Annotated in this window: 11 protein-coding genes; all 11 read right to left on the bottom strand. The window is 51.0% G+C overall.

Annotation, left to right across the window (positions count from 1 at the left end; genetic code table 11):
* Nucleotides 1-42: 42 nt before the first annotated feature.
* The 11 genes from GVY42_RS13290 to purC all read right to left on the bottom strand — a co-directional run bounded on the left by GVY42_RS13290 (nucleotide 43) and on the right by purC (nucleotide 13,965).
* A complete protein-coding gene (locus GVY42_RS13290) occupies nucleotides 43-1,785 on the bottom strand; it encodes an adenine deaminase C-terminal domain-containing protein (protein ID WP_159563488.1) in 1,743 nt (580 codons plus the stop codon).
* Nucleotides 1,786-1,967: 182 nt separating this feature from the next.
* Complete coding sequence (locus GVY42_RS13285) at nucleotides 1,968-4,127, bottom strand: EAL domain-containing protein (RefSeq protein ID WP_236548966.1); 2,160 nt, start codon at nucleotides 4,125-4,127, stop codon at nucleotides 1,968-1,970.
* Nucleotides 4,128-4,349: 222 nt separating this feature from the next.
* The gene (purD, locus tag GVY42_RS13280) at nucleotides 4,350-5,603 is read right to left on the bottom strand and encodes a phosphoribosylamine--glycine ligase (RefSeq protein WP_159563486.1); all 1,254 of its coding nucleotides are present in this window, start codon (nucleotides 5,601-5,603) and stop codon (nucleotides 4,350-4,352) included.
* Nucleotides 5,604-5,617: 14 nt separating this feature from the next.
* On the bottom strand, nucleotides 5,618-7,138 hold the full coding sequence (gene purH / locus GVY42_RS13275; RefSeq protein WP_159563485.1) for a bifunctional phosphoribosylaminoimidazolecarboxamide formyltransferase/IMP cyclohydrolase: 1,521 nt from the start codon (nucleotides 7,136-7,138) through the stop codon (nucleotides 5,618-5,620).
* Complete coding sequence (purN, locus tag GVY42_RS13270) at nucleotides 7,135-7,713, bottom strand: phosphoribosylglycinamide formyltransferase (RefSeq protein ID WP_074037833.1); 579 nt, start codon at nucleotides 7,711-7,713, stop codon at nucleotides 7,135-7,137. Before purN ends, purH begins: the two co-directional genes overlap by 4 nt.
* Nucleotides 7,710-8,744, bottom strand: a complete 1,035-nt coding sequence (purM, locus tag GVY42_RS13265) for a phosphoribosylformylglycinamidine cyclo-ligase (protein WP_074037834.1) — start codon at nucleotides 8,742-8,744, stop codon at nucleotides 7,710-7,712. The genes purN and purM overlap by 4 nt, the downstream gene beginning before the upstream one ends.
* A 12-nt stretch (nucleotides 8,745-8,756) precedes the next feature.
* Entirely contained in the window at nucleotides 8,757-10,166 is a 1,410-nt protein-coding gene (gene purF / locus GVY42_RS13260) for an amidophosphoribosyltransferase (protein WP_159563484.1), read from the bottom strand.
* Nucleotides 10,142-12,361, bottom strand: a complete 2,220-nt coding sequence (gene purL, locus GVY42_RS13255; RefSeq protein WP_159563483.1) for a phosphoribosylformylglycinamidine synthase subunit PurL — start codon at nucleotides 12,359-12,361, stop codon at nucleotides 10,142-10,144. Before purL ends, purF begins: the two co-directional genes overlap by 25 nt.
* The gene (purQ, locus tag GVY42_RS13250; protein WP_159563482.1) at nucleotides 12,345-13,025 is read right to left on the bottom strand and encodes a phosphoribosylformylglycinamidine synthase subunit PurQ; all 681 of its coding nucleotides are present in this window, start codon (nucleotides 13,023-13,025) and stop codon (nucleotides 12,345-12,347) included. The genes purL and purQ overlap by 17 nt, the downstream gene beginning before the upstream one ends.
* Nucleotides 13,022-13,264 (bottom strand): phosphoribosylformylglycinamidine synthase subunit PurS, encoded by a 243-nt coding sequence (gene purS, locus GVY42_RS13245; RefSeq protein WP_159563481.1) that lies wholly within the window; start codon nucleotides 13,262-13,264, stop codon nucleotides 13,022-13,024. Before purS ends, purQ begins: the two co-directional genes overlap by 4 nt.
* Complete coding sequence (purC, locus tag GVY42_RS13240) at nucleotides 13,261-13,965, bottom strand: phosphoribosylaminoimidazolesuccinocarboxamide synthase (RefSeq protein ID WP_159563480.1); 705 nt, start codon at nucleotides 13,963-13,965, stop codon at nucleotides 13,261-13,263. Before purC ends, purS begins: the two co-directional genes overlap by 4 nt.
* Between the last annotated feature and the right edge of the window lie 8 nt (nucleotides 13,966-13,973).

The following is a 13,973-nucleotide window of genomic DNA, read 5'->3' as shown; positions in this document are numbered from 1 at the left end:
TTCTTTATCATTCTAAAGCAGGGGAGCCTTGGACTCAACTATTCATCGCAAAATCGCAGGAAATAGTACTTGTTTCTTCATGACTTCATAAATGCCGAGAGGTGTCGCCCGAACATACGGCAAATGGGTAGACGCTAAAAATAGTAATGTATAGATCGGGTCTTCGAACTGATAGCCCCTCGCCATGAGCTCGTATCGCAGCTGTTTCTCTTGACCGATGAGCACTTCAAGTGGCTCCGTCGACGTCATCCCACAGAGTGGCAACGGAATCTCCGCAACGATTTCGCCCTTGTCTACGAGGACAATCCCGCCTCCAAGTTCGTTCATTCGTTTGAACGCCTGTAACATATCTTGTTTACATTTTCCTAGAATCAAGTAGTCCCCACTGATCGAGTACGAACTGACAAGTCCACCAAAATCTCGAGCGAATCCTTTCAGGACTGTGTTCAATCGCCATTTCCCTTCTTTATCAAGCAACATGAGAAACGATTCGTCTCCATCACGCGGTAATTCATCTTGACCCGTGTCATGCGTAATTTTAAACAGCTTCATGATGACCGAGTTGATCATGTCGAGTCCGACCGGCATGCTGAAGGACAAGTCTTGTGGCGTAAGCTCGATTGAAACGTCTGTCGACGGCATCATGTCGAGGACTGCTTCCACTAATTCGTTCGGGAAAAGCGATACCCCATCACGATAAATCCATTGCCCTTTCGCGATCACGGCCGTCGGACGCGGTTCCTCGATGGCATCTAGAATGTTCAAATGCGCGATGCGGCCTGGCGCAATTGCACCTAAAATATGATCGAGGTCAAAATGACGAGCCACGTTATGAGAGACAATCCGGTAGGCTTCGATGGCCGGTAATCCCGCTTCAATCAAAATGCGGACGAGAGCATCCTGCATGCCGTCCTCATAAAAGCCCGGTGTCGAACCGTCCGTCGTCACCATGAGATGGTCGAACGCCGTCAATCCATTCGCCAATAGGTCACGAATCATCTCCGGCAGGTCCGGACGAATCGAGGAATGTCGAAGCGTCGTCGTATAACCTAGTTCCAATCGATTGAACGCCTCTTCCGCCGTCATCGCCTCATGGTCGCTGTGTACTCCCATCAACGCCATTTTAGTCAATGTCTTCGGCGACGCCCCCGGAAAATGTCCCTCGACCGGCAAACCGCACGTCTCGGCGTCAAGCATCCACTGAAGCATCTCATCATCGCCCTTCAAGGCGCGTGGCCATGCCGTCAATTCACCTGCCATGACGACGTCCGGATGGTTAAACCACTCATGAACGCGTTCCGAGTCGACAGCCACGCTCTCTCGGTCCAGCTCCGTTTGCGTATCCAATCGTGCCCACCAATACGTACTCGTCGGTAATTGCTGAATCGCATCGAGCTGCGCAAACGCTTGCTCTTTCTCTTGTAAAAAAAGCAGCATGTTGTCATTGACGAGCGTCGTCGTTCCACGCTCTCCTGCATATTTTGACAACGTCGCCGGATTGTATAATTGAAACGGATGAGCGTGAGGCTCGATATACCCAGGTACAATATACTTTCCTGTCACATCGACCGTTTCGACCGCTGATTCTGGTAAGTCTGGACCGACATACACGATCCGATCTCCCTCAATCCAAATATTTGCGGTTCTCCATTGTTTTACATAAACGTTCAAATACGTTGCGTTTTGTAAGACGAGCGAAGGTGGTCGCAATCGATCCACGACTTCAAGTTGTGAACGAATCATCACTTTAGACCACGGTGCCCGCGCCGTTCTTTTTGTTGGCATCGAACCCAATCCTCCCTTTTCCCTTGCAAAGCTATTAAAAAATAGTTTTGAAAGCGTTTTCTTTCCCTGTTTCAAGTTTACCTTTTCTCTGAATGGGTCGCAAGTTATGTTCCCTATTGTAACAAATTTCACATATATTTTTCACAAAAAAAGACGACTCTCCCTGTGAAGAGTCGCCTACATCAAATTTGAGTCATGACCGTTTTTCGTAAGTACAGGTGCAATTGATCGACCGGAATCGGTTTACTGTAATGATAACCTTGAATGAGCGAACCACTATATTCTAATACGAACGCAAGCTGTTCCGGTCGCTCGACCCCTTCCGTGACGATCTCGAGTCCAAGCGTTTGGAAAGTTTGATACAGCCCTTCTAACAGCGCGCGGTCAAACTTATTCTCCGGAATCCCTTTCACGAAGTTCTGATCGATTTTAACGATGTCGAGACGCAGGGATTGCAGGTATGAAAGTGACGATGTCCCGACACCGAAGTCATCGAGTGATATTTTGACCCCGATGGCCTTTAACGCTTGAATGAACTGTTGAAGTTCATACACATTCCCACCGACTTCACTCTCTGTGATTTCCACATGCAACCGGTGTGGGGGAAATCCTGTCTTAGCGAGCGTCTCCTCCAACGCTTCTAAAAACGAGCCGTCTAAAATCTGACGTTTCGAGACGTTAATGGATAAAAATAAATCAAACCGCTCTGCGTACTCTTGAATCTCAGTGATGGCGCGCACAAGCACCCAGCGTCCCACATCTGAGATGAGCCCGAGTTGCTCCGCAACCGGAATGAACACGCCGGGAGAAACGAACCCTTTCTGTGGATGGTGCCAGCGAATCAACGCCTCGACTCCTCTTACTTGAAACGGCTGCGGAGAGACGATTGGTTGGTAATAGAGTTCGAACTCATCATGACGCAACGCATGACGTAAATCACGTTCCATCTCGAGCGCCTGCAAGTAGTGACTCCCATCTTCAATCTCATGATAGGAAAGAATCTGGTCTTTCCCGGATGCTTTGGCTTCGTGTAAGACGACATCGAGTCGCGCCATCATCACCTCATAGGAATGATACGTCGGTCCTGTCAATTCGTCGATGCCGATACTCAAGGTCAAATGGTTCATCCCTTGCTTCAAACCCCATTCGCGCAAATCTTTCACTAATTGATTCGCGATAATCATGAGCTCCTCGGTCGTCCATTTCGAATGAATCAAGATGAACTCGTCCGCTCCGATTCTTGCAACGAAGCCATCCTCTCTATAAAACATCAAACGAGAGGCAAAGAACGTCAGCATCGCATCTCCCGTACGCTGACCAAATTGATCGTTGATCCGTCGGAAGTTGTCGAGATCGATTCCCATCACTCCAATCGACCGGGTCGTTTCCGGTAAGCTCACGAACATCTCTTCGACCGCCAATCGGTTCGGAAGACGGGTCAAAGAATCTCGGAAGGCACGCGTCAACGATTCTTTTTGTGTCTGTTCGAGTGCATCGAGCACCTCGTTCATGCTGATCGCCATCTCTTCAATCTCGTCTTGTTGATTTGGATGCAACTGAATCCGTAACCGACTATTCCGTTCTTTCGTGATCCATTTGAGTTCGTTGACGATGCCCATCAATCGTTTCGTGACAATTTGATTCACCGACCAAAACAGTGTCAACAATAGACCAAGACCGAGCACAAGCAGCCCTAGCATCCCCGTTTCTAACATGGTCTGTGTATTGGTATAGTACGTTCGCTTCACCGAGAAGTTGAGTTCCCAGTTCGCATCTTGATAGACGGATTGAAGCGGTAACGAGACACGTGCAAATTGATTGTCTTCATCGACCGTCAACTGCCGGTGTGAAAGAGGACTGATCGATAATTTCGTTTTTGCTTGGGCACTCATCGCGGCCATGAAGTCTGGACCGATTTTTTGAATGATCACGAGCGTCCCACCCGGCTTTCCTGTCCCATCACTTCTCACAATCGGATGACTCATGAAGACGACCGGACCGAAATCGGTGCCATACACCGCACTTTGTTTGATTCCTGACGAGTTGACGTAACGGATCAAGTCGTTCGTGAATGTCTCTTTGTCCTCTTCACGATCTAATTCATAAAATTGAGTAAACTCCGAGTAGACGACCTCTCGATCACGGTCGAGGAAAATCATTGCGCCGACCCCCAAGTTTTCGAGTGTCTCTTCCCCCATGTTATTTTCAATGAATGTTTCATTCTGATTTTGAACAAAATCATAGGCGTTCGTCCAGACTGACCAATCTACAAGAATTCGTTCGAGCATGAGTCGGTGATTGGCGAACACTTCTGACACACTTTCGATTTGATCACGGGTCATCGCCCTGTCCTGCTCAATACTTTTCTCTACAAAATACGGTTTGATGACGAATAAAATAACACCGATGAAGAATACAATGTTCACGGCTATCGCAATAAATAATTTTGTTTGAACACGCAGGCCGACCACCCTCCTTCTTCCAGCTACTTTATTATTATTGTAGAACAGGATATCGGCATTTCCTTTTTTTCGCATGAAAAAAAGGATGGGTTGACCCATCCTTCAAATAATCTGCGTGAACGCCCGTGACCCGATATCCGTTCGGTGGAACGTCTCAGGTAAATCGAGTTGTGAAATCGCCGCATACACAGCCGTTTTCGCCTCAAGCAGTGTCGGCTTCGTCGCCGTCACAACAAGTAGACGACCTCCGCTCCCTACGACTTGATCGCCCTTCTTTGTCGTGCCGGCATGGAAGACCAGCACATCTTTCGGAAGCGACTCAAATCCTGATAACACCTGGCCCGTGATCGGTCGGTCCGGATACCCTTCGGCCGCAATGACGACCCCCATCGTATATCCATCGACCCATTCAATCAGATACGGTTCTTGACGAACGACCGCTTCAATCATGTCAAGGAGCGGCGTTTTCAAGTTCGGTAGAATGACCTCCGTTTCAGGGTCACCGAAGCGTGCATTGAATTCGATGACTTTTGGTCCATTCGCCGTCAAGATGAGACCGGCGTACAAGAATCCTTCAAATGGAGTACCTCGTTTGACCATCGTCTGCGCGAGTGGTTCTAATACGGTCTTCACCGATTCCTCATACACGTCCTTTGAAAGATGTGGCATCGGGCTATAAGCGCCCATACCACCCGTGTTCGGTCCCCTGTCGCCGTCATAGGCACGTTTATGATCTTGCGAGGTGATCATCGGAATGACACGCTCTCCCGAGACGAACGCCATGAGCGAAAACTCTTCCCCATCGAGGAACTCTTCGATGACGACTTGTGACTGTTGCCCAAATTTATCCGTCGTGAAAATATCACGTACGGCAGCTTCCGCCTCTTCGACCGTAAATGCAACCGTGACGCCTTTACCGGCAGCCAATCCGTCCGCCTTGACGACGAGTGGTGCCCCTAGCTTCTCGATATAGGCAAGCGCCGATTCCGCTTCTGTGAACGCCTCGTATGCCGCTGTCGGAATCCCGGCTTCCATCATGACTTCCTTTGCGAACGCCTTGCTTCCTTCGAGTAAGGCAGCCGCTTTCGTCGGTCCAAAGATGTTCAGTCCTTTGGCACGGAACGTATCCACGACTCCTGCCATGAGTGACGACTCCGGTCCGACAATCGTCCATTCGATCTCGTTCTCTTCTGCGAAATGGGCGAGCGCCTCCACGTCTGTTTCATGGATCGACACACACGTCATCCCTTCCATGAAGTCGTTGCCCGGTGCAACGAAGACGTGATGCCCGTCTTGTTTCAACTTCCACGCGAGCGCATGCTCGCGTCCTCCTCGACCGATGACCAATACGTTCATGACGCAAACCCCTCTCAGTGTTTGAAATGTCTGACTGATGTGAATACCATCGTGATACCATGGCGATTTGCCGCTTCAATCGATTCGGCATCGCGAATCGACCCACCCGGTTGGATGATGGCCGTGATTCCCGCTGCCGCTGCCGCTTCGACCGTATCTGCCATCGGGAAGAAGGCATCACTTCCGAGAGCCGCGCCTGTCGCGCGTTCTCCAGCTTGTTCGAAAGCGATTTTTGCTGCACCGACGCGGTTCATCTGTCCGGCACCGATTCCAATCGTCGTTTCGTCTTTTGTGACGACGATAGCGTTCGATTTGACATGCTTGACGACACGCCATGCAAGTTTCAAGTCTTCCCATTCTGATGCTGTCGGACGACGATCCGTCACGATTTGGCATGAGGCATCATCGAGTGTCATGTCATCCCCGTCTTGTACGAGCAATCCTCCCGCGACAGCCGTGAGGCGCATGCCTGTCATCTGTCCCATATCTAACGTCAACAAACGAAGATTCTTTTTCTCTTTCAATCGGTCAAGTGCTGCCTCACTAAAGGATGGAGCAATGATGATCTCTAAAAAGATGTTGCGAAGGGCATCCGCCGTTTCGAGATCGACTTCACGGTTTAAGGCGACGATTCCACCAAAGATAGAGACCGGGTCGGCCGCATGGGCACGTTCGAACGCTTGAGAAATCGTCCGTCCGACTGCAACGCCGCATGGGTTCATATGCTTGACAACGACTGCCGCCGGCTCAGTCAATTCACTGAGTGCTTCAAGTGCTGCATTCGTATCTTGAATATTGTTATACGAGAGCTCTTTCCCGTGAAGCTGTGTCGCATTCGCAAGTGTCATCCCGTCATATAACGGTGTCTTATAAAACGCCGCTTGTTGGTGTGGGTTCTCTCCATAACGAAGGTCTTGAACCTTTTCATACGTGACAGTCACCTGCTCTGGGAACGTTTCGCCGATTTGACGACCTAAGTAGTCGGCAATTAACGCATCATAGGCAGCCGTATGTCGGAACGCTTTCGTCGCGAGACGTTGACGTGTTTCAAACGATGTACCGCCTCCACGTACTTCATCGGCGACGAGTGTGTAATCACTCGGGTCCACGACGACGGTGACACTCGCATGGTTTTTCGCAGCTGAACGCAACATGCTCGGTCCACCGATATCAATGTTTTCAATCGCTTCTTCGTATGTCGTATTTTCTTTTGCAATCGTCTCTTTGAACGGATACAGATTGACGACCACATAATCGATTGGTTCGATGTGATGATCTTTCATTTGTGCGACATGCGTATCAAGGTCGCGACGTCCGAGCAATCCCCCGTGAACGAGTGGGTGCAACGTTTTGACACGGCCGTCTAACATTTCGGGGAACGATGTCACTTCCGAAATATTTTTGACTGGTAATCCTGCCTGTTGAAGCGCCGCCTCGGTCCCACCTGTTGAGATGAGCTCGATGCCCGCCTCATGCAAGACGGTTGCGAGTTCGACAATCCCCATTTTATCAGAAACACTTAATAATGCTCTCACTTGAAAACCTCCTGTTGATTCAACACTTGTTGTAATACGCGCGGATACAGTTGGTGCTCGATCGTCTGAATACGACGTGTCGCCTCGGTGCGATCACACCCTTCAATCTCGACGGACGCCTGTGCGATGATCGGACCCGTGTCCATCCCCGCATCCACATAATGAACGGTTACACCACTCGTCGGTACGTTGGCGTCAAGCGCCTGTCCGATCGCGTCTTTACCTGGAAAAGCGGGTAAAAGCGATGGATGAATGTTTAGAATACGGTTCGGATATGCGGATAGTAACACATTTCCGATCAAGCGCATATACCCCGCCAACACGATATAGTCTACACGAAGCGTACGGAGAAGGACGAGAATTTCTTCCTCGAACTCTTCTTTTGACGCGTACGCCTTCGGTGTAAACGAAAAACTCGGAATCCCGTGACGCTCCGCTCGATCGAGAACAGCAGCTTCTGGTTTGTCCGTCACGAGCAACACACATTCAGCAGACAAATGACCATCGGTGATTGCTTGCCAAATCGCTTCGGCGTTACTTCCCGATCCTGACGCAAAGATAGCAAATCGTTTCATTGGTCCACTCCTGAGATCCGGATGCCTGGACGACTCTCGACTTTCCCGATTCGGTGCGCGGTCTCCCCGACACGTTCAAGCGCCGCTTCGACGAGTTCCACGTCTTCAGGACGTACCGTGATCATATAACCAATCCCCATATTGAAGACGTTGAACATTTCTTGCTTCGAGATGTTCCCGACTTGTTCGAGCCAGTCGAATACAGGAAGACTCGGCCAACTCGAGGCATCGAACGTGATGCCGAGACCTTCTGGCAACATGCGAGGGACATTCTCATAGAAGCCACCACCTGTGATGTGTGCCATCCCTTGAACCTTCCCTGTCGAAATCGCCGCTTTCGCCGCTTCGGCATAAATCCGTGTCGGCAACAGCAAGGCGTTCCCGAGTGTCGTATCGAGCATCGCAATCTCATCCGTATAATGAAGACCTTGTGATTCAACAATATGACGTACAAGCGAGAATCCATTCGAGTGGACGCCTGAAGATGCAAGTCCGAGCACAACGTCTCCATCCTGAATCGTCGAACCGTCGAGCAAGTTTTCTTTCTCCACGACACCGACCGCAAATCCAGCAATATCATATTCGCCATCCGGATACATCCCCGGCATTTCAGCGGTTTCGCCACCGACGAGGGCGCAGCCGGCTTGGACACATCCTTCCGCAACACCGGCGACGATTCGCTCAAGTTTAGCCGGTTCTGCTTTTCCGGTCGCAATATAGTCGAGGAAATAGAGCGGTTCTGCCCCATGCACGAGACAATCGTTGACGCACATGGCGACGCAGTCGATTCCAATCGTGTCATGCTGGTCGAGCGCGAACGCCAATTTCAGTTTCGTCCCGACCCCGTCGGTCCCGCTCACGAGAATCGGGTGTTTCATGTTCATCGAACCGAGATCAATCATCGCTCCGAAACTACCGAGTCCTGTCATCACTTCCGGACGCATTGTCCGAGCAACATGACGTTTCATACGGGATACGGCCTCGTACCCTGCTTCTAAATTCACACCCGCTTGTTCATAACGAACGCTCATTGCATTTCCCCCTTAAGCCTTTGTCTCTGTCACGAGTTCTGCAAGTTCAGTCGGATAAAGTCCCGTGAAGCATGCAGCACACTGCCCGCGTAGTGCTCCTTCAAATGGACGATCGATGGCTTCGACCGTTCCATCTAATGTGAGGAACGCTAGTGAATCGGCACCAATCTCTTCTCTGATTTCTTCAACGGATTTGGTTGCCGCAATTAACTCTTCCTTGGTCGATGTATCGATTCCGTAGTAACACGGATGTTTGATCGGTGGTGACGTGATGCGCACATGCACTTCCGTCGCGCCTGCCTCTCGGAGTAACGAAACGATTCGACGACTCGTCGTTCCTCGGACGATGGAATCATCGACCATGATGACGCGTTTCCCGTTTACGACACCGCGTAACGCTGATAACTTCATCTTCACGCCGCGCTCCCGTAATTCCTGGGACGGTTGAATGAACGTACGTCCGACATAACGATTTTTAATGAGTCCCATTTCGTATGGGATTCCGCTCGCCTCAGCGTAACCGATTGCCGCGGAAATACTTGAATCCGGCACACCTGTCACGACATCTGCTTCGACCGGTGCTTCTTCAAACATCTTTTTCCCCATGGCCTTACGTGCCGTATGCACGTTGATACCATCGATGATAGAGTCCGGTCGTGAGAAGTAGATGTATTCCATTGAACACATGGCACGGACTGCCGCTTCACTGAATCGCTCCGACGTGATCCCTTCATTCGTGACCATGAGCAATTCTCCTGGTTCAACATCTCGTACGTACGTCGCCCCCACGACGTCAAACGCACACGTTTCCGAAGCGAACACGTAAGCCCCGTCTTCGGTTTGTCCAAGTGACAATGGACGTAACCCATGCACGTCGACACCGACGTACAGTGCATCTTCCGTCAAGAATAGGAAAGCGAATGCCCCTACGAGACGAGCCAAGCTGTCGGCGATTCGTTCTTTCAACGAATTGCCGCGACTTCGCTTGATGAGGTGAGCCACGACTTCCGTGTCGGACGTCGTCTGGAAGATCGCGCCTTCCGCTTCGAGCATATGTTTCAATTCGTTCGCATTCACGAGGTTTCCGTTATGCGCCATCGCCAAATCCCCAGTCAACGACTTGAAATGGAGCGGTTGAACGTTCTCTAACGTATTGCCGCCTGCCGTTGAGTAGCGGACATGCCCAATCGCATGATTCCCCGTGAGTGTGTCGAGTGACGTCTCATCGAACACCTCGGTAACGAGACCGAGTCCTCGTTTCGCATGGAGACGTTCTCCGTCTGCCGTGACGATCCCCGTTCCTTCTTGGCCACGGTGTTGCAAGCTGTGCAGTCCGTAATAGGCAAGGTGTGAGGCTTCGATGTGACCGAACACACCGAAGACGCCGCACTCCTCGTTCATGCCTCGGATGTCATATAACATGGAATAGCTCCTTCCCATACACGTTCCAACTCTTTCACGTCCATTTCAATCAAGCGGTCGCTTGCGCGAACGACAAGGGTCGGGGCTTCTGTCACTGTCCCGATTGCTGTCCCGTTCGTCATGCGCGCGAATGACTCGGCATGTGCCTTGTCTACTGTCACGAGGAAACGTGACTGGGATTCACTAAATAGTGCCGTCACAAGGTCTGTGTCGATCGTCACGTCCATGCCGAACCCTGTTCCAAAGACCAGTTCCGGTAACGCTGCCGCAAGACCACCTTCTGACACGTCGTGTGCCGCCGTGACCAGACCTTCACGGATGGCGTGAAGCAATACCTTCTGTGTCTGACGTTCTTCTTCAAGGTCGAGTGTCGGTGCATGACCGCTCACTTTTCCGTCTTGCAACATTTGAAGGGCACTTCCGCCAAATTCTGCTTTTGTCTCACCGAGTAAGAAGACGACGTCTCCCGCTTGTTTCGCAAACGATGTCGTAATATGTTCTGGTTTTTCGATGAGTCCGACCATTCCAACGACCGGTGTCGGGTAGATGGCTTGTCCGTTCGATTCGTTATACAGCGATACGTTCCCACCGATGACCGGCGTATCAAGCGTACGACACGCTTCTGCCATTCCTTCGACGGCTTGATCGAGTTGCCAGAACCCTTCCGGTTTATCCGGGCTCCCGAAATTGAGGCAGTCCGTCAAAGCGAGTGGTTCTGCACCACTTGCGACGATGTTTCGCGCCGCCTCCGCGACAGCGATGGCTCCACCGACACGTGGATCGAGATAGACATATTTTGCGTTGCAGTCCGTCGTCATCGCGAGCGACTTCTCCGTCTCACGAATGCGAATGACTGCGGCATCACTACCCGGTGCGACGACTGTCGACGTTTGTACCATATGGTCATATTGCTCATACACCCAACGTTTCGAGGCGATGCTCGGCATCGCAAGGACGTCTTTCCATGTCGCGATCACATCTTCGACAACTGGTGTGACCGGCTCCATCGCTTGGAATGCTTCGTAATATGCCGGGACTTTAGACGGTTTATGATAGACAGGAGCGTCTTCGGCGAGTGCATCGACCGGTACTTCCGCCGCGACTTCACCTTGATGAACGAGACGAAGCACTTTTTCTTCAATGACTTCTCCGACTTTGACTGCATGAAGTCCCCACTTCGTGACGATTGCTTCGATTTCGTCTTCATGTCCAGCTTTGACGACGAGGAGCATCCGCTCTTGCGATTCCGATAGCATCATCTCGTAAGGTGTCATGCCTGTCTCACGTTGTGGGACGAGGTCTAGATTCATCTCGATTCCCATCCCTGCTTTCGATGCCATCTCTGCTGACGATGACGTCAATCCGGCTGCGCCCATGTCTTGAATCCCGACGAGCGCCGGGTGCTTGATGACTTCGAGACACGCTTCGATCAAGAGCTTCTCCATGAACGGGTCTCCGACTTGGACGGCTGGACGTTTCTCGTCCGCGTCTTCCCCGAGTTCTTCAGAAGCGAACGTGGCACCATGGATTCCGTCACGTCCTGTCGTTGCTCCGACGTACATGACCGAGTTCCCGACACCTTCCGCGATTCCTTTTTGAATGTCTTCATGACGGATAAAGCCGACGCACATTGCGTTGACGAGTGGATTTCCTGAGTAAGCCGGGTCAAAGGCGACTTCCCCACCGACAGTCGGGATGCCGACACAGTTCCCGTATCCAGCGATGCCGGATACGACATGACCGAATAAATGTTTCACACGTGATTCGTTCAAATCTCCGAAACGGAGTGAGTTCAATAAAGCAATCGGACGGGCGCCCATCGAGAAGATGTCACGGATGATTCCGCCCACCCCAGTCGCCGCTCCTTGATAAGGCTCGATCGCGGATGGATGGTTATGACTCTCGATTTTAAAGGCGACGGCTTGCCCGTCTCCGATGTCGACGATTCCAGCCCCTTCTCCCGGTCCTTGTAAGACGTGCTTGCCGGTTGTCGGAAACTTCCGGAGCACCGGTTTCGAGTTTTTGTACGAACAGTGTTCAGACCACATGACCGAGAAGAGACCGATCTCTGTATAATTCGGTTCCCGGCCAAGCAGTGAGACGACGAGCGCGTATTCGTCGTCCGATAATCCCATCGTGGCATAGATCCGTTCATCACGGATTTGTGTAGCTGTCGGTTCAGTTGTAAGTAACATGTCGTGCCCCCCATTTTACGATTGACGTGAATAACCGTTTACCGTCTTCCCCACCGAGCAACGCTTCGACCGCACGCTCCGGGTGTGGCATCATGCCGAGTACGTTCCCTGCCTCGTTCGTGATGCCGGCGATGTTTTCGACCGATCCGTTCGGGTTCTCTTTATAGGTGAACGCAATCTGGCCATTTACCTTCAATGCCGCAAGTGTCGCATCGTCACAGTAGTAGTTGCCCTCACCGTGTGCGATTGGCACGCGAATCGTTTCCTGTGCCGCGTACTCACTTGTGAACATCGTCTCGTTGTTTTCGACGACAAGGTCGACGGTCTTACACATGAATTTCAAATCGCGGTTTCGCATCAATACGCCTGGAAGGAGTCCCGCTTCGACGAGCACTTGGAATCCGTTACATACCCCGAGTACCGGCCGTCCTTCTTCCGCGAAACGCTTCACTTCAGCCATGATTGGTGAAAACTGGGCGATTGACCCGCAGCGCAAGTAGTCTCCGTATGAGAAACCGCCTGGTAAGAGGACCCCATCGAATCCTTCAAGTGAGGTCTCTGTATGAAACACGTATTCCGCTTCTTCCCCGAGCACATCTTTTACCGCGTGGTACATGTCGAGGTCACAGTTTGATCCTGGAAAGACGATGACCGCAAACTTCATGCGAGTACCCCCATCTCGATTTCATAATTCTCAATGACCGTATTGACGAGTAACTTCTCACACATCTCTTTGACCATGTTTTCTGTCGTGTCGTCCGCTACTTGAAGCTCGATCACTTTCCCGATGCGCACCGATTCAACTCCAGCGAATCCGAGATGTTCGAGCCCGCCTTTTACGGCAACTCCTTGTGGGTCGAGTACACTTTCACGTAATGTCACATACACGTTTACTTTTTTCATTGTCCGTTTCCCCCTATGCGTGTTAACAATTGTCCATACGTCTCAGTCAAAGAACCTAAATCGCGACGGAATACATCTTTATCAAGCTTTTGTTTCGTTTCTTTGTCCCAAAGGCGGCACGTATCCGGCGAGATTTCATCCGCCAAGATGATCGTCCCATCCACTTTTCCGAACTCTAGTTTAAAATCGATCACGTCGATGCCGTGTTGACCAAAGAAATCGAGCAAGACATCGTTTACCCAAAGCCCGAGTTGTCGCAATGTTTCGACTTCTTTGTGTGTAGCAACTTGCAATAATCGGATATGATCCTCAGTGAGGAGTGGGTCCCCAAGCGCATCGTCCTTATAATAAAACTCGACAATCGGTGCGAGGAGCGGTTTTCCTTCTTCCCAACCGAGACGTTTCGCCAGACTACCGGCCGCGACGTTGCGGACGACCACCTCTAACGGAATGATGTCGACACGGCGGACCAACTGTTCCCGGTCTGAGATTCGTTTGATAAAGTGCGTCGGAATCTTGTTGTCATGCATCAATTCGAACAACTGAGTCGTGATGGCATTGTTTAAAATCCCCTTCCCATCAATCGACTCTTTCTTTTCTCCATTGAATGCTGTCGCATCGTCTTTATAGTACACACGAAGCACACCCGCTTCTTCTGTCTCAAATAACGCCTTCGCCTTGCCCTCATAAATTGCTTTCATCTGAACCG

The sequence above is a fragment of the Exiguobacterium sp. 8A genome (assembly GCF_902506275.1).
Taxonomy (GTDB): Bacteria; Bacillota; Bacilli; order Exiguobacteriales; family Exiguobacteriaceae; genus Exiguobacterium; species Exiguobacterium profundum.
This window is presented reverse-complemented; position numbering and strand designations above follow the sequence as displayed.